The organism is Streptomyces sp. NPDC051109 (genome assembly GCF_044455885.1).
Taxonomy (GTDB): Bacteria; Actinomycetota; Actinomycetes; order Streptomycetales; family Streptomycetaceae; genus Streptomyces.
On sequence record NZ_JBITFF010000003.1, the window covers coordinates 262434 to 279163 of the forward strand.

The 16730-nt window shown below is 72.3% G+C and carries 10 protein-coding genes; 2 read left to right on the top strand and 8 right to left on the bottom strand.

The features are described from left to right. Positions 1-39: 39 nt before the first annotated feature. A complete protein-coding gene (locus ACIBAD_RS07005) occupies positions 40-1875 on the bottom strand; it encodes a phosphoenolpyruvate carboxykinase (GTP) (protein WP_134071724.1) in 1836 nt (611 codons plus the stop codon). Between the two features lie 219 nt (positions 1876-2094). On the opposite strand from ACIBAD_RS07005, the gene ACIBAD_RS07010 reads away from it, so the two are divergent. After that, positions 2095-2793, top strand: coding sequence for a hemolysin III family protein (locus tag ACIBAD_RS07010; protein ID WP_398905066.1), 699 nt, complete (start codon positions 2095-2097; stop codon positions 2791-2793). A gap of 100 nt (positions 2794-2893) precedes the next feature. Here ACIBAD_RS07010 and ACIBAD_RS07015 read toward each other — a convergent pair whose 3' ends face one another. The 5 genes from ACIBAD_RS07015 to ACIBAD_RS07035 form a co-directional block, all read right to left on the bottom strand. Beyond that, positions 2894-5317 carry a galactose oxidase-like domain-containing protein gene (locus ACIBAD_RS07015; RefSeq protein ID WP_398905068.1) on the bottom strand — a complete coding sequence of 808 codons (2424 nt, stop codon included), beginning with the start codon at positions 5315-5317 and terminating at the stop codon, positions 2894-2896. A gap of 41 nt (positions 5318-5358) precedes the next feature. Then, the gene (locus ACIBAD_RS07020) at positions 5359-6564 is read right to left on the bottom strand and encodes a glycosyltransferase (protein ID WP_398905070.1); all 1206 of its coding nucleotides are present in this window, start codon (positions 6562-6564) and stop codon (positions 5359-5361) included. A 6-nt stretch (positions 6565-6570) separates the two neighbouring features. Continuing rightward, positions 6571-8265 carry an ArnT family glycosyltransferase gene (locus tag ACIBAD_RS07025; RefSeq protein ID WP_398905072.1) on the bottom strand — a complete coding sequence of 565 codons (1695 nt, stop codon included), beginning with the start codon at positions 8263-8265 and terminating at the stop codon, positions 6571-6573. Beyond that, complete coding sequence (locus ACIBAD_RS07030; RefSeq protein ID WP_134071730.1) at positions 8262-9587, bottom strand: glycosyltransferase; 1326 nt, start codon at positions 9585-9587, stop codon at positions 8262-8264. Before ACIBAD_RS07030 ends, ACIBAD_RS07025 begins: the two co-directional genes overlap by 4 nt. 245 nt (positions 9588-9832) lie before the next feature. Beyond that, complete coding sequence (locus ACIBAD_RS07035) at positions 9833-11896, bottom strand: thioredoxin domain-containing protein (RefSeq protein ID WP_398905075.1); 2064 nt, start codon at positions 11894-11896, stop codon at positions 9833-9835. A 284-nt stretch (positions 11897-12180) separates the two neighbouring features. On the opposite strand from ACIBAD_RS07035, the gene ACIBAD_RS07040 reads away from it, so the two are divergent. Next, positions 12181-15417 (top strand): tetratricopeptide repeat protein, encoded by a 3237-nt coding sequence (locus ACIBAD_RS07040; protein ID WP_398905078.1) that lies wholly within the window; start codon positions 12181-12183, stop codon positions 15415-15417. 142 nt (positions 15418-15559) lie between these two features. On the opposite strand, the gene ACIBAD_RS07045 is transcribed toward ACIBAD_RS07040, so the two are convergent. Together ACIBAD_RS07045 and mca are read right to left on the bottom strand one after the other, a co-directional pair. Continuing rightward, positions 15560-15793 (bottom strand): hypothetical protein, encoded by a 234-nt coding sequence (locus ACIBAD_RS07045; protein ID WP_030155040.1) that lies wholly within the window; start codon positions 15791-15793, stop codon positions 15560-15562. A gap of 2 nt (positions 15794-15795) precedes the next feature. Beyond that, positions 15796-16677 carry a mycothiol conjugate amidase Mca gene (gene mca, locus ACIBAD_RS07050; protein ID WP_134071736.1) on the bottom strand — a complete coding sequence of 294 codons (882 nt, stop codon included), beginning with the start codon at positions 16675-16677 and terminating at the stop codon, positions 15796-15798. Positions 16678-16730: the final 53 nt, after the last annotated feature.

The window sequence follows — 16730 nt, forward strand, 5'->3', positions numbered from 1 at the left end:
CCACACCCAGGTGCCCGGAGTCGCCCCCGGGCAGGTCTTTCAGCCCAGGCGCTCGACGAGCGCGTGGTACTGGTCCCACAGCTCCTTGGGAGTGTGGTCGCCGTAGGTGTTCAGGTGCTCGGGGACCAGGGAGGCCTCGTCGCGCCAGACCTCCTTGTCGACGGTGAGCAGGAAGTCGAGGTCCGCCTCGGGGAGGTCCAGGCCGTCCAGGTCGAGGGAGTCCTTGGTCGGCAGGATGCCGATGGGGGTCTCGACGCCGGCGGCCTTGCCGTCGAGGCGCTCGACGATCCACTTCAGGACGCGGCTGTTCTCGCCGAAGCCGGGCCACACGAACTTCCCCGCGTCGTTCTTGCGGAACCAGTTCACGTAGTAGATCTTCGGGAGCTTGGACTGGTCCTTGTCCTTGGCCACGTCGACCCAGTGGCCCATGTAGTCGCCCATGTTGTAGCCGCAGAACGGCAGCATGGCGAACGGGTCGCGGCGCAGCTCGCCGACCTTGCCCTCGGCGGCGGCGGTCTTCTCGGAGGCGATGTTCGAGCCGATGAACACGCCGTGGTTCCAGTCGAAGGACTCGGTGACCAGCGGGACGGCGGAGGCGCGGCGGCCGCCGAAGAGGATCGCGGAGATCGGGACGCCCTTGGGGTCCTCCCACTCGGGGGCGATCGTCGGGCACTGGGAGGCCGGGACGGCGAAGCGGGCGTTGGGGTGGGCGGCCGGGGTCTCGGACTCCGGGGTCCAGGCGTTGCCCTTCCAGTCGATCAGGTGCGCGGGCGCCTCCTCGGTCATGCCCTCCCACCAGACGTCGGAGCCGTCCGGGGTGAGCGCGACGTTGGTGAAGACGGTGTTCGCGTACATCGTCTTCATGGCGTTGGCGTTGGTGTGCTCGCCGGTGCCGGGGGCCACGCCGAAGAAGCCGGCCTCGGGGTTGATCGCGTACAGGCGGCCGTCCTCGCCGAAGCGCATCCAGGCGATGTCGTCGCCGATGGTCTCGACCGTCCAGCCGGGGATCGTGGGCTCCAGCATGGCCAGGTTCGTCTTGCCGCAGGCGCTCGGGAACGCGGCGGCGACGTACTTCGCCTCACCCTGCGGCGGGGTGAGCTTGAGGATCAGCATGTGCTCGGCGAGCCAGCCCTCGTCGCGGGCCATGACGGACGCGATGCGCAGGGCGTAGCACTTCTTGCCGAGCAGGGCGTTGCCGCCGTAGCCCGATCCGTACGACCAGATCTCGCGGGTCTCCGGGAAGTGCGAGATGTACTTGGTGGTGTTGCAGGGCCACGGCACGTCGGCCTGGCCCTCGGCGAGCGGAGCGCCGAGGGTGTGGACGGCCTTGACGAAGAACCCGTCGGTGCCGAGCTCGTCGAGGACGGCCTTGCCCATGCGGGTCATGGTGCGCATGGCGACGGCGACGTAGGCGGAGTCGGTGATCTCGACGCCGATCGCGGAGAGCTCGGAGCCGAGGGGGCCCATGCAGAAGGGGACGACGTACATCGTCCGGCCCTTCATGGAGCCGCGGAAGATGCCCTGGTCGCCGGTGAAGATGTCCTTCATCTCGGCCGGGGCCTTCCAGTGGTTGGTCGGGCCCGCGTCCTCCTCCTTCTCGGAGCAGATGAAGGTCCGGTCCTCGACGCGCGCGACGTCGGACGGGTCGGAGGCGGCGTAGTACGAGTTGGGTCGCTTGCCCTCGTCCAGCTTCTTGAACGTGCCCTTGGCGACGAGCTCCCCGCACAGGCGCTCGTACTCGGCCTCGGAGCCGTCGCACCACACGACCCGGTCGGGCTCGGTGATCGCTGCGATCTCGTCCACCCAGGAGATCAGCCCTGCGTGCTCGGTGGGGAATGTCGAACCAGAAACGGGAGCCGCGTTCTCGCGCGCCACGATTGCTCCTTGAAGAGGGGGTGTTTGGTGTTTGCCCCGTGGGGGCTGCGACCCGGATGCTTCGCGCTCCGCTCATCCGGTGCCGACCGCACTCATCTGATCATCCGGTGCGTGTGCGCATATGTCCAGGGGGCCTCTCACGTGAGCATCGCCACTCCCGTCAATCTTCCGTAAAGCGCACTAACGGAAACCTACGGACCCGTAGGTAGCATGGCGGCCATGACTTCTGACGCCGCCGTGCCGGTCGACGCCGCGCCCGTCGCACCCGACGCCTCCGAGGCACCGGAAGCCAAGCCGCTGATGCGCGGCTGGCTGCACACCGGGATGTTCCCCGCCGTGGTCGTCGCGGGCCTGGCGCTGATGGCCTTCACCGAGTCGACGCGGGCGCGGGTGGCGTGCGGGGTGTACATCCTCACGGCCTGCCTGCTGTTCGGCGTCAGCGCGGTGTACCACCGCGGCACCTGGGGTCCGCGGGGTGAGGCCATCCTGCGGCGTCTGGACCACGCCAACATTTTTCTGATCATCGCAGGGACCTATACCCCGCTGACGGTGCTCCTGCTCCCGCCCTCCACCGGACGGACGCTCCTGTGGGCGGTGTGGCTCGCCGCCGCGGCCGGCATCGCCTTCCGCGTCTTCTGGGTCGGCGCCCCCCGCTGGCTGTACACCCCGTGCTACATAGCGATGGGGTGGGCGGCGGTCTTCTTCCTCCCCGACTTCCTGCGCACCGGCGGCATCGCCGTCCTGGTCCTGGTGATCGTCGGCGGGCTCCTCTACAGCGCGGGCGGCGTGATCTACGGGATCAAGCGCCCGAACCCCTCCCCGCGCTTCTTCGGGTTCCACGAGGTCTTCCACTCCCTGACCCTGGCCGCCTTCGTGGCGCACTACGTCGGCATCTCGCTCGCCGCGTACCAGCACTAGCGGCGCGCAGCACGAGCAGCACGAGCGGAGCCCCGTCGCGGTGTGCGGCGGGGCTCCGTTCCGCGTGCGGCCGTGCGCGACCGGGTGCGACCGGGTGCGGCTACGTGCAGGCGTAGCCGTCGCCGTCAGGGTCCAGGCGCAGCGGGTCGCTGCCGTTGACCTTCATGCGCTTCGGGTACTGGTGGGAGGCCAGCCAGTCGCAGCGGGCCTTCGTCGTCTCCTTCACCTCCGCCGGGAACTTCGTCGGCACGCACTGGCCGGCCGTGCCGTAGTGCCGGTCGCAGCCGGCCACGCTGGGGGCGACCGGCACCGAGTCCCGCTTCCCGGGGTTCTGCTTCGGGGACGCCTGCGGCGCGTCCGCGAAGTCGTGGACGTGCGGGGACGGGGCTTCCTGTGTGGCCGCGAGCGCCGACGGGCCGCCCAGGTGCACCCAGGTCGCCACCGACGGGACGCCGTTCGCGTCGACCCCGAAGAGCATGTACCAGCCGGGCGGCGCCAGGTTGGGGTTGCTGGTGACGTTGAGGTCGACGGTCGTGTTGTCGACCACCGACAACGGCAGGTCCACGTACCGCTGGTTCGGGTCCGAGGAGTGCGTGACCGCCGCCGGACGGATCAGCTCCGCCTTGGCGATCGGCCGGTCGACGGTGATCCGCTGCGTGTCCCCGTACACCCACTGCGTGTCGATCACCGAGGTGAGCCTCGGGCGCGCGCCCTTGAAGAGGTACGGCGGGGTGTAGATCGACACGTTGTTGTTGTACGTGCCGTTGCCCGGGTTGTCGCCGACCGTCATGACCCGCCCGTCGGGCAGCAGGAAGGCGCCCGAGTGGTACGTCCGCGGGATCGGGTCGGCCGGCAGTCCGGCCTTGTAGGTGTTGGTCACCGGGTCGAAGAACGAGGCCTCGTACACCGGGTCGGCCCGGTCGTGCAAGCCGCCGCCCGTCTCCAGCACCTTGCCGTCCGGCAGCAGTACGGCCGACACGTACATCTTGCCCTCGGCCCCGGTCTGCGCCCGCTTGACCCCGCCCACGTCGACCAGGCCCTGCGGCAGGTCCGGTCCGGCGGTGTACGCGGGGCTCGCCGCCTTGAGGTCGATCAGCTCGGTGAGCCGGTTGGCCGCCGGGTTGGTCTCGTTGTTGCCGCCGCCGATCGTCAGGACCCGCTGGTCCTGGGCGGGCGGCAGCAGCACGCTCGCCGACTCGTCGCGCTCGTCCTTCCTGCGCAGCCCGGGCACGTCCGTGATCGTGTTCGCGTTGTAGTCGTAGATCGACGCGCCGCTGCCCTGGGTGCCGTTGCCGAAGGTGTGGCTGCCGGAGTAGAAGAGCCGCCCGTCCTGCATGAGGATCATCGACGGGTACAGGCCCCAGTACGACCAGGTCTGGTTGACCTCGTTCATCGGCAGCCACTTGCCCTGCGCCGCCGAGAACTTCTCCGCGGTGACGTTGCCCGTCGAGTCCTCCTTCAGACCGCCGAAGGTGATCACGTCGCCGTTGCCGAGGATCGTCGCCGACGGGTACCAGTGCCCGCCGTTCAGGTCGTTGGTCTTCGTGTACGCCTCGGTCGCCGGGTCGAACACGTAACTGTCCTTCAGCCCCTGGTAGCCGACCTTGCCGTCGGCGGACGGGTACCCCTTGTTGCCGCTCATGACCAGCACCCGGCCGTCCGACAGCTGCACGTGCCCGGAGCAGAACATGTCCACCGGCGTGGGGATCGTTTTGAAGGACCCGTTCGCCGGGTCGTACACGGCCGAGGTGAACGTGCCCGCGTTGAACTGGGCGATGTCGTTGCCCGATCCCGCGATCAGCAGCACCTTGCCGTTCCTCAGCACGACGGCGTGCATCGAGCGCACCGGGTTCTTGGCCGGGATCACCTCCCACCTGCCCTTGGCGCACTCGTCGGGCGTGCCCGTGCAGCCCGGCTGCGGCGGGACCGCACCCACCTCCTCCAGCGCGTAGTCGTCGGTGGTGAGCGTGCCCACCCCGTAGACCGAGAGCCCCCACGTGATCTTGTCGGTGCCGGGTGGGACGACGGGCGTACGGACCTCGGTGCGCGCCCATCCGGCGCTGACCGGCGGGTTCTGCAGGTCGGTCCAGTACTGCCAGCCCGCGGTGGTGTCATGGCGGAACACGGTCACCGACACGTCCGGGGTGTTCGACTTGTACCAGGCGGACAGGTCGTACTGCTTGCCCGGTACGACGGCGGGCGCGCAGGTGGTGTTCTCGGTGACGAGCGCCTTGCGGTCGCCGCTGAGGCGGCGGGTGAGCGAGACCTTCATGGCCTTGGTGCCGCTGTGCGCGTCGGCGACGGTGGCGTAGGTGAAGTCGTTGTCGCCCCAACCGGACTTCTCCCAGCAGGACGGCATGTCCTGGCCGGGTGCGCCGGCGGTCTCGAAACCGGAATTGGTGAGCAGATTGGGCGGTCCGGCCGTGGCCTGCTGCGGTGCGGTGAGCAGCAGGCCCGCGGTCATCGCCCCGACGGCGGCCAGGGCGGCACGCCGCCCGGCCTTCCGCCGGATGTTCGCTGGCATGGACGAGTTCCCTTCTGTTCTGTGCGGCGGATCTGTGCGGCTCAACTCCTGGTGGTGCGTGCGGTCCGGGCCTTGCGCGGCAGGTAGACGAGGGCCTCGGTGGCCGCGAACCGCAGGACGGAGGTGGTGACCAGGGCCACGGCCGTGGCGGGCAGCACCTCCATGGCGAACCTGCCGACGAACAGGGCGATCAGCGGGATGCGCAGCAGCAGGTCGGCGTTGGCCAGCAGGGCGAAGCGGCCGATCCGGTCCGCCCAGTGGCGGTGCCGGCGCCGGTCGCGGAAGAGCAGGGTCTCGATGAGGACGAAGTTCCAGAGCACCCCGGCCTGGTTGGCGGCGATCTCGGCCGGCAGGTAGTGCACCCCGGCGTGCGTGAGCAGCCACAGCGCGAACAGGTTCGGGACGAAGCCGGAGAGGCCGATCAGCCCGAAGCCGATCATCCGGGCCAGCGGGGTCGCGGAGCGCAGCGCGGCGAGGTGGGCGAGGAAGCGCAGCCCCTCGCGGGCCCCGGACTTGGACTCCCCCGAGTAGCGGTCCTGGAAGACGAACGGCACCTCGGCGACCTTGGCGGGCCGGCTGCGGACCGCCAGCTCCAGCAGGATCTTGTAGCCGAGCGGTTTGAGGGCGTCCGCGGTGACCGACGGGCGGCGCATGGCGAAGAAGCCGCTCATCGGGTCGCTGATGCCGCGCAGGGCGCGCGGGAAGAGCCCCTTGGTGAGCCAGGTCGCGCCGCGCGAGACGGCGATGCGGTAGTTCCCCGCGAGTCCGGCCCGGCTGCCGCCGGGGATGTAGCGGGAGGCGACGACGAGGTCGGCGCCGGTGCGCTCGCCCTCGCCGACGAGCTCGGGCACGAGGTGGGGCGGGTGCTGGAGGTCGGCGTCCATGACCACGATCCAGTCGGTGTCCGCCCGCTTGAGGCCTTCGACGACGGCTCCGCCGAGGCCGCCGACCGCCCGCTCGCGGTGCAGGACGGAGACCGGGAAGGGCAGGTCGAGGGCGGCCTTCTCGATGACGGCCGGGGTGTCGTCCGTGGAGTCGTCCACGAACAGCACCTCGCAGGGCAGGCGGGCGGGGAGCGAGTCGGCGAGCCGGCTCAGCAACTCGCCGACGTTCCCCGCCTCGTTGAAGGTCGGGACGATGAGGGTGACGCTGCCCGCCGTCACGCTGCCCGCCGCCGGCTCCCCCTCTGGCGGAAGGGAAGCCTCCGGATCGCTCAGGGCGTGCGGGGTCCACAGGTCCTCGCTCATGGCGGATCAGCTCCCGTCGGCTCGGTCGGTCCTGCGGATCTCGATGCGGTCCTCGCCGGAGCCGAAGACGGCCACCGTCGTCGAATGCTCCAGCGCGGCCTTCACGTTGGGCAGGTCCACCGCGTCCCGGCGGACGGTGGGCGAGGAGACCACGTAGTCGATGTCGCGCCAGCCGCGCGGCAGGGTCCGGGTGACGGCGGGGTCGAGGTCCGCCTTGTAGAACCAGACGGCGCCGAGCCCCGGTTCGAAGCCGTGGTGCACGGCGTCCAGCCACAGTGCGTCGTCGACCAGGACCCGGGTGTGCCCGGGGTCGGGGACCTCCCGGCCGAGCCAGGCGGCGGCCTGCCGGTACGGGGCGTTCGCGTCGGCGGTGAGCGCGGTGCGGTTGCCCTCGTACCAGCGCGGCAGGACGTACACCGCGGCGGCCGCGGCGAGTACGCCGATCAGTGCCCGGCGCCCGTACGTGAGCGCCCGGCGCTCCCCCGGCGCGCGGCGGCGGCGCAGCACGGCGTGCGTGACGCTGGCCGCGCCCCCGGCGAGGACCAGCGCGAGGAACGGCAGCGCCTGGATCACGTACATCGCCGGCAGGTAGCCGGAGGGCCGCATCGCGACGGCCGCGAGGAGCGCTGCGGCGAGCGCCGGGCCGGCGAGCGCTCGGGCGGTGACCGACCACCGCAGGGTGGCGAGCAGCAGGAGCGCTCCGGCCAGCCCGCCGAGCGGCAGGACGGTGTCGTAGTACAGCCAGGACCGGAACACGCCGTTCGAACCGGAGCCGGGGGTGAGGATGAAGCCCGAGCCGGGCCGGCTCATCTGGTACGTGATGCCGTCGATCAGCGAGACGTGCCCGGCGCCTGGCAGCAGCTCGCTGTTGAGCAGCGCGTACAGGGGGTACGAGAGCCCGATGAGCGCGCAGGCGGTGACGGCGCCGGTGACGGCGAACTTGCGGGTGTCACGGTGGCTGTGGCGCCACATGGTCACCAGCAGCGCCGGGAGCACCACCAGCATCGTCTCCTTGGTCAGGACGGCGGTGGCGGCCGCCAGTCCCGATCCGAAGTGGTGCCACAGGTGGCGGCTGGGGGACGCGGCCAGGCAGAAGGCCAGCAGCATCCACACCACGGCGAGGTTGTCGAGGAAGATCTCCCGCTGGAGCACGACGGAGAGCGGGGAGAGCCCGAAGAGGGCCATCGCGAGTCCGGCCGCCCAGCGCGGCAGCCAGAGCCGGCGGGCGAGGACGTAGAGCAGCACGGAGCCCGCGGCGGAGACCGCGAGCATCGAGAAGCGCATCGGCGCGACGGTCATCCAGTCGGGCACGAGGAGGGACGGCAGGTAGGTCAGGCCGGCTATCTGTATCCAGCCGAGCGGCGGATGGTCGTACCAGTACGTGTAGTGGGCGAGGCCGTCGCCCTGCTGGACGGCCCAGGCCTGGGCGAGGTACGTGCCCTCGTCGTCGCTCAGGGCCGGGAAGTGCGTGATGTTCCAGCCCTGGACGAGGACGATCGCGAGCAGGACCGCCCCGCAGAGCAGCAGGTCGGGGCGGGAGGAGCGGAAGCGCAGGAGGGGGTGGGCCGGGGCGGGCGGCCGGACCCCGAGGCCGCCGCGGCTGCCGGGGCCGCTCGGGCCGCGCTGGGCGGGGACGCGCGGTTCGACGAGGGCGGCGGCGCCGGGCTGGGGATCAGTGGCCGTGGGCAGGGTGGCGGTCACTGGTGGCTGTCCTCTCGGATCGCGGTGGACGCGCCGGCTGTGGACACGCCGGCGGTGGCGCTGATCGGAGCGAGGTGGGCGCCGGTGTGGCTGGTCAGCTCCCACTCGTTGCGGCCGCGCTGCTCGCGCCAGACCGCCCTGATCGCGGCGCCCGCCAGCATCACCTGGTAGAACGGGCCGCCGACGACGAGCTTGAGGTAGTGCACGAAGCGGACGCGCAGGCCGTACTGGCGGCCGAAGTCGTGCAGGCCGACGATCTCGAAGACGAACGTCACCATCGCCGTGATCATGGGGAGGAAGGTGATGATCGCGATGCCGACGGGTACGTCGAGCAGGACCGCGACGGCGAAGTTGAGCGGGATGATCACCCCGGAGGCGGCCTGCATGAACGGGGTCATCAGCGTGTAGCGGGCCAGCCAGCGCTGGCCGCGGCCGGGCAGCTGCTGCCAGTCCTTCTTCCGGTAGACCTGGAGGAAGCCCTGGTTCCAGCGGGTGCGCTGCTTGAGCAGGCTCATCAGCGACCCGGGCGTCTCCTCGCGGGTGACCATGTCGCAGTCGTAGGCGACGACCACCTTCTTGCCGACCGAGGAGAGGCGTACGCCCAGGTCGCAGTCCTCGGCCAGGCAGTTCTGGTCCCAGCCGCCGGCCTCGCGGAGCACCTCGGTGCGCACGAAGACGGTGTTGCCGCCGAGCGGGATGAACCCCTTCTCGGCGTGCAGGTGCAGCCGGGAGCGGAACCAGAAGAAGTACTCCAGGCAGTTGCGCAGGCTGTACCAGGAGGAGTGGAAGTTGATGAGCTGGACCCCGCCCTGGACCACGTCGGCGGCGGTGGAGCGGAAGGCGTGGTCGACGTGCGCGAGCAGCTCGGGGTGGACCTGGTCCTCGGCGTCGAAGACCCCGACGATGTCGCCCCGGCAGTGCGGGAGGGCGGTGTTGAGGGCCTTCGGCTTGTTCTTGGCCTGGTGGTGGTCGACGACGACCCGTACCCGGTCGGGCGCCCGCGCGGCGGCGGCCTCGGCGACGGCGGCGGTCTCCGGGTCGTCGTGCCCGACGATGACGATGATCTCGTAGTCGCCGTGGCTCGATTCGAGCAGCCGCTCGATCGTGTGGCGCAGGACTGCCTGCTCGTGCCGGGCCGGCAGGAGCAGCGAGAAGGCCAGCCGCCCCTCGCCGTCGGGGCGGTCGAACCGGGTGGAGGCGAGCGTCTCGGGCGTGCGCCACGCGTGCATCTGCCACCACAGCGTGAAGGCGGCCATCCAGAAGAGAGCAAACGAAATCACGGATATGACGACAGAGGTGTACAAAACGTCCCCCACAGACATGCCGCGACGCCAGGCGGCGATCGGCAAACCCCCCAGGGATCGAGGCGGGCCCCCCGGCCCGCCTGCCCCTGCTTCCCCCAGCTCCCCCTCGGACGCACCCCCCAGCGCGCCTGCTCCGCGGCTCCCCAGTGACGTCCGCAGACACGAGAGTAGGCAGCGAATGTGAAACTCAGGAGCCGCGAGAATAAAAACCAGGTTTCCGAACTCTCGGACAGGCAACCGGAATTGACGGTACTCCGGCAGATTCAGGGATGAACCGCACCCAACTGATCAGCCAGCTCGACCGGGTCTGTCGTAGGCCGCGCGCAGACGAAATGTCGACACACATACGCCGTCGGACGGTCGTGCACGAGTGTGCGCTCGGCCAGGAGGGGGAACTCGCCCCCGCTGCCGTCGGCCGCCCGCGGCAGCCCGACCGCCACCACGGCCCCGGGAGCCGTCCCCAGCAACGCCGCCCGGTGCAGCCCGGCCAGCGCCGGATCCTCCGGATCACCCACCACGGCCACCTCGCGCGGACCGTCGAGCAGCGCCTCGGCGACCGCGAGCCCGTGCCCGATGAAGCGCGGGACGCGCGGACCCAGCGCGTGCACCACGCCGAGGGCCCGCTCGGCCGCCGTGCGGTGCGCCTCGGAGCCGGTGTGCGCGGCGTACGAGAGGAGCGCGCCGGCCGCGGCCGTCCAGCCGGAGGGCGCCGCGGTGTCGGTCGGGTCCTGGGGGCGGCGGATGAGCTGCTCGGCGTCGTGCGCGGTGTCGTAGAGGGAGCCGTCCTCGGCCGTGAACCGGTCCAGGACCAGGTCGACGAGGAACCCGGCGAACTCCAGCCAGACGCCCTCGCCGGTCACGGCCGCCAGCGCGAGGAAGCCCTCGGCGACGTCGCCGTAGTCCTCCAGGACACCGGCGTTGGCGCCGACGCGGCCGTCCTTGCTGGTCCGGGCCAGCCGGGCGCGGCCGGCTGCCGCGTCGAAGTGGACCCGCACCAGGAGGTCGGCGGCCTCCGTCGCCCGCTCGACCAGGTCCGGCCGGTCGAAGTACGCCCCGCATTCGGCCAGCGCGGCGATGGCCAGGCCGTTCCAGGCGGCGACGACCTTGTCGTCCCGGCCGGGCGCGGGCCGCTCGGCGCGCGCCGCGAGCAGCCTCCCCCGGATCCGCGCGATCGCCCCGGCATCCACGACGGGCCCGTCCTGCGGCAGCTGGAGTACGGACGTGCCGTGCTCGAAGGTGCCCTCGTCCGTCACCCCGAAGTACGCGGCGGCCAGGGCCGCGTCGTCCGCGCCGAGCACCTCGGTCAGCTGGGCGGGGGTCCAGGCGTAGTACGCCCCCTCCACGTGCTCGCCGGTCTGCGGGTCCTCGCTGTCGGCGTCGAGCGCGGAGGCGAAGCCGCCCTCCGCGGTGCGCAGCTCGCGGACCATGAAGTCGGCGGTTTCGAGCGCGACGCGGCGCGCGAGGTCCGACCCGGTGGCCCGCCAGAGGTGCGCGTACACGCGGCACAGCAGCGCGTTGTCGTACAGCATCTTCTCGAAGTGCGGAACGGTCCACTCCCGGTCGACGGAGTACCGGGCGAACCCGCCGCCCAACTGGTCGTAGATCCCGCCGCGGGCCATTGCCTCGCAGGTGTCGGCGGCCATCTGCAGGGCCCCCTCCGCCCCGGTGCGCGCGTGGTGGCGCAGCAGGAACTCCAGCACCATGGACGGCGGGAACTTCGGCGCCCCGCCGAAGCCTCCGCGGACGGCGTCGTACTCCCGCGTCAGCCCGAGCAGCGCCCCGGCCAGCTCCTCGGGGCCGGGCGCACCGGCCTTGCCGTAGTCCAACTGCCGCCCGGCGAGGTCCCGTACGATCCGCTGCGCGACCTCGGCGACCTCCTCGCGCCGCCCCACCCAGGCGGTGTGCACGCCTTCGAGGACCTCCATGAAGGAGGGCATCCCGTGCCGGGGCTCGGGCGGGAAGTAGGTACCGAAGTAGAAGGGCTCGGCGTCGGGGGTGAGGAACACGGTCATGGGCCAGCCGCCCTGCCCGGTGGCGGCCTGCACGGCCTCCATGTAGACGGCGTCGACATCGGGCCGCTCCTCGCGGTCCACCTTGATGTTGACGAAGTGCTCGTTCATGTAGGCGGCGGCCGGGCCGTCCTCGAAGGACTCGTGCGCCATGACGTGGCACCAGTGACAGCTGCTGTAGCCGACGCTGAGCAGGACGGGCACCCCCCGCTCCCGCGCCTGCGCGAACGCCTCCGGCGACCAGGGCCACCAGTCGACGGGATTGTCCGCGTGCTGCAGCAGATACGGCGAGGTCTCATGGGCGAGGCGGTTCGACATGGCCCCATCCTCGCGCACCGGGCGGGACGCGGCCGGGACCGGACGACGGCGTGCCCACCGCACGTCGGCCGCGCCCCGGGCCCCGGGGCGGCGTCGTGACCACCCCCGCGCCGTCCCGCCTTCGCCGGTGGGGCCGCATCCGCGGGGTGGAACGTACATATATGCACGTGAGCGGGGGGAGTTGGGGCAACTCCCTCTGATCTAGCTCAGATTCCCTCGCGCTCGCGGCGGTCCCGGCGGACACTTGGGGCCACGTTGCCGGAGCTCTCTTGAGGGGGATGCGGATGCGGGACAGCCATCGCGGTGAGGCCGAGCGGCTACTGGAGCGGGCCGTGGACGAGGAGGCCCGGCGCGGCGCCGGGGCCGACACGCCGGTCGGCAAGGCGGCGCTGATGGCGCGCGGCCTGGAGGCGCTGGACGCGCTCGCGGCGAGCGCCGCCGAGGAGTACGAGGCGTACGTACGGGCCCTGGACGAGGCGACGTCCGGGGACGAGTCCCTCGGCGAGGCCTTCCGGCGCGGCAACACCTCAACGGCACTGCTCGTGACGGCGGTTGCGGCGGCCGCGGCCGTCGGGGCCGATCTGTCGCTCGGCGTGGCCGCGGGTACCGCACTGGCGGCCGGAGCCGTCACCGGCATCGCCGGGGCGGCGGCCACGGTGGCCAAGGTGACCGCCCTGCACCTGCCCGCCGCGAACCGCCGGGCCGGGGTGCGCGGCCGGCCCGGCGGGCCGGAGCAGCTGAGACTGCAGTGGCTGACGGCGCTGGAGGTGCGCGGGATACGCCCGTTCCTGGAGCAGCAGCGCGCGGTGGCCGCCGCGGCGCGGGCTCCCCGGCAGCCCTCCCGGACCGCCGCACCCCAGCTGCGCCGGACCGACCGCAGCGCGGAGGCCCGGCGGCGCAGCGTACTGGAGCAGTCCTTCGGGCAACTCCCGCAGACCGCGGCCGCGTTCGCGGGCCGCCGGGCGGAGCTGACCCGGATCGCGCAGTGGGTGCAGGCGGCCCGGGCCAGTACGGAGACCCGCCCGGTGGTCGTGGTGCTGCACGGCGAGCCCGGCGTGGGCCGCACGGCCCTGGCGCTGCGGGCCGCGGACGCGCTGCGCGACCAGTTCCGCGGGGCCTGCGTGGTGGACCTGCGGGGCGGCTCGCTCAGCGGGGAGGCGCCGCTGCCGATCCGGGAGGCGCTGCTGCACCTGCTGAACCGGCTCGGCGCCCCGCGCGAGCAGCTGCTGTTCCGCGAGGGGTCCTCGGCGGAGCAGCAGGTACGGCGCCTGGGCGAGCTGTACCACCAGCACCTCCAGGGGCTGCCGGTGACGGTGCTGCTGGACGACGCGGTGGACGCGGAGCAGGTCCGGACGCTGGTGCCGGAGCGGTCGGAGAGCCTGGTGCTGGTGACCGCCCGGGAGCCGCTGGAGCTGCCCGGCCTCTCGGCCTGGGTGCACCAGCTCCCGGTGGGGCGGCTGGCGCCGGCGGAGGGAGCGGAGCTGGTGCGCACCGGGGCCCGGGCGGCCGGCACGGCCCCGTACGAGGAGGAGGCCCTGCCGGGCCTGCTCGCACTCGGCGGCGGGCTCCCGCTGGCCCTGCGGGTGCTGGCCCCGCTCGGACCGGCCGAAGCGGAGGGCTCCGCCGCCGGCGACGCCGCCGATGCGCTGGAGGGAGCCCTCGCCCTGGCCTACGTACGGCTGCCCGAGGAGCGGCGGCGGCTGCTGCGCCGGCTCACGCTCGCCGGGCGGGCCTCGCTCGGCCCGTCGGCCGCGGCGGCCCTGATCGACGCGGACCGGGCTGCGGCCGGGCTGTTGCTGCGCGAGCTGGCGCAGGCGGGCCTGCTGGACCACGTGCGCGGGGAGCGGTACCGGATGCACGACGCGGTGCGCTCGTACGCGGCGGCGCGGCTCGCGGCGGACGAGGACCGGGCCGAGTCCTCGGCGGCGCACGGCCGCCTGATCCGCAATTACGCGCAGCTCGCCGACGCGGTGATCCGCATGGTCGACGGGAAGATGTCGACCCGCGCCCATCACTTCGGCGGGCACGGCTTCGCCTCGCTCGACGCGGCGCTGCGCTGGCTGGACGACGAGTCGAGCTTCATCACGGCCGCGCTGCGGCACTCGCAGGACGTGGACCAGCAAGCGGTCCTGGACCTGCTCGGCGCCCTCTGCGACTTCTGCCTGCTGCGCGGCGACCTGTACCGGCTCGGCGAGATCAACGAGCTCACGCTGGCGGTGGAGGCCGCGCGCCGGGGCGAGCCCGGCCAGGGGCGGCTGGTCCGCTCCGTGCAGTGGCGCACCGGCATCGCCGCCCGCCAGCTCGGCGAGCTGGACAAGGCCCGGACCACGCTGACCTCGGTGGTCGACCAGTACCGGGAGGCCCACCAGGACGCCGGCGCGGGCATGGCCCTCATCTCGCTGGGCATCACCCTGCACCACCAGGGCCAGCTCCCGGAGGCCGCGGCCCGGATCCGCGAGGCGCTGGTGCTGCAGGAGCCGGAGGAGCTGGCCGGCGACCGCGCGTGGGCCCTGCACGCCCTGGCGGCGGTGGAGCGGGACCGGGCGCACCTGGCGGAGGCGGTGCAGCTGCTGGAGCGGTCCCTCGCCCTGCACCGGGAGAGCGAGAGCGTGCACGGCGAGGCGTGGGCGCACTTCCAGCTGGGGCAGGTGTACCTGCGGCTCGGCGACGTCCCCGGGGCGGAGGCGGAGCTGAAGCTGGCCCTCGACCTGTACGGGCGCACCCACGACGAGCGCGGCCAGGCCTGGGCGCTGACCCAGCTGGGCCGCGCCCGGGTCGTCGACGGCGACCCGGGCCCGGCGGTGGAGCGGCTGCGCGAGGCGCTGGCCGAGCACCGGGAGCAGGAGGACGCGCGCGGCGAGGCCTGGACGCTGTACTACCTCGGGCAGGCGCTGGAGGAGGGCGGCGAGCGCGACCAGGCGGTACGGGAGCTGGAGCGGGCCCGCACGATGTTCTCGCGGATGCGGGACGTGTACGGGCTGGCGCACGCCCGCCACCACTCGGGCCGGGTCACGCGCGACCAGCGGGCGGCCCAGACGGGGAACCTGCGGAACTCCGGGTTCGCGCGGCAGCTGCTGATGGACGCGCGGGCGGACTTCCGGCGGATCGGGCTGGCGCACGGGGAGGCGTGGACCTGCCTGGAGCTGGCGGTCGTGGACGCGGGCAACGGGCGCGTGGCGCAGGCGCTGGGGCTGTGCGAGGAGGCGGCCCGGCTGTTCATCTCGTACGGGGACCGGCGCGGGGAGGACTGGGCCCGTTTCCTGCGCTGCACGCTGCTTCCGTACGCGCTCCCGGGCGCGGGCGCGGACGAGGCCCGGGCGGATCTGGCCCGGCTGGCCGCGGCGCCGCACGCGATGCGGGACGGGCGGCTGGAGGACGGCCTGGACGCCTACGCGGTGGTGCTCGGGCGCGGGGTGGACCCGGCGGAGGGCTGGCAGGCGTGGCGGCTCGGGCTGGTGCCGAACCTGCACTCGCGGGAGATCATGGGCGTCCCGATGCCGCCGCCCTCGCCGACCGCCTGACCGGCCGGCCTCGACCGCCTGACCTCGACCGCATGATCGTCGACCGCGCGCCGTACGCACGCGGCCGCGGACACGCGCAGTCGCCGCCCCTCCCGCGAAGCCGGCACGGGAGGGCGGCGGCCGACAGCCGGAGAACCGGCTCCTACGGGGCCCGGTCCGCCGCCGGGGCGGCGGCGGGCGCCGCTCCGGCCTCCGGGGCCTCCTGGAAGTCGACCCGGCCCATGTGCCGGCTCATCGACTTCATCAGGCCCCACACCGCCAGGGCGAGGGCCGCGAACACGATGAAGCCCAGGACTCCGGGGGTCACCTTGTTCTTGTCGAAGGTGTCACCCGCCAGCGGAAGGAGCTCGGTCAGTGCTGCCTGCGTAGCGCTCATAGCTACGCATTCTCCCGGATGCCCTCGAAGAGGTCGGACTCGGGGAGGGAAGTGTCGACGAGCGACTTCGCGAGCTCGTACTCCTCCGTGGGCCACACCTCCTTCTGGATCTCCATCGGCACGCGGAACCAGCCGCCGTCCGGATCGATCTGCGTGGCGTGCGCGATGAGCGCCTTGTCACGGATCTCGAAGAACTCCGCGCACGGGACGTGCGTGGTCAGGGTCCGCTCGGAGCGCTCGAACTGCTTCCAGCGCTCCAGCCACTCCCCGTACGGGGACTCCATGCCGCGCGAGAGCAGCGCCTCGTGCAGGGCGATGGTGCGCGGCTTGTTGAAGCCCTGGTTGTAGTAGAGCTTCTGCGGCTGGTAAGCCGGGCCGAACTCGGCCTCCGGGTACTTCACGGTGTCCGCGGCGCCCTCGAAGGCCACCATCGAGATCTTGTGGGTCATGATGTGGTCGGGGTGCGGGTAGCCGCCGTTCTCGTCGTAAGTGGTGATGACCTGCGGCCGGAAGGCGCGGATCTTCTTCACCAGGCGGCCGGCCGCCTCGTCCACGTCCTGCAGGGCGAAGCAGCCCTCGGGGAGCGGGGGCAGCGGGTCGCCCTCCGGCAGGCCGGAGTCGACGTAGCCCAGCCACTCCTGCTCGATGCCGAGGATCTGGCGGGCCTCGTCCATCTCCCTGGCGCGGACCTCGTGGATGTTCTCCTCGATGTACTTGTCGCCCTGGAGCTTGGGGTTCAGGATCGAGCCGCGCTCACCCCCCGTGCAGGTCACCACCAGCACGGGAACCCCCTCGGACACGTACTTGGCCATGGTGGCCGCGCCCTTGCTCGACTCGTCGTCGGGGTGGGCATGGACGGCCATCAGTCGAAGCTGCTCGGTCAAGACAGGATCCTCTTTGAGTCGTCAGGGCGTTCGCCTCCTATAGTGACCGAATC

Bases quoted from the DNA above. Each gene is read 5' to 3' on its own strand.
- ACIBAD_RS07035 (WP_398905075.1), bottom strand. From the start codon at position 11,896: ATGTCGAACCGCCTCGCCCATGAGACCTCGCCGTATCTGCTGCAGCAC.
- ACIBAD_RS07015 (WP_398905068.1), bottom strand. From the start codon at position 5,317: ATGCCAGCGAACATCCGGCGGAAGGCCGGGCGGCGTGCCGCCCTGGCC.
- ACIBAD_RS07030 (WP_134071730.1), bottom strand. From the start codon at position 9,587: ATGTCTGTGGGGGACGTTTTGTACACCTCTGTCGTCATATCCGTGATT.
- ACIBAD_RS07040 (WP_398905078.1), top strand. From the start codon at position 12,181: ATGCGGGACAGCCATCGCGGTGAGGCCGAGCGGCTACTGGAGCGGGCC.
- ACIBAD_RS07010 (WP_398905066.1), top strand. From the start codon at position 2,095: ATGACTTCTGACGCCGCCGTGCCGGTCGACGCCGCGCCCGTCGCACCC.
- ACIBAD_RS07020 (WP_398905070.1), bottom strand. From the start codon at position 6,564: ATGAGCGAGGACCTGTGGACCCCGCACGCCCTGAGCGATCCGGAGGCT.
- ACIBAD_RS07045 (WP_030155040.1), bottom strand. From the start codon at position 15,793: ATGAGCGCTACGCAGGCAGCACTGACCGAGCTCCTTCCGCTGGCGGGT.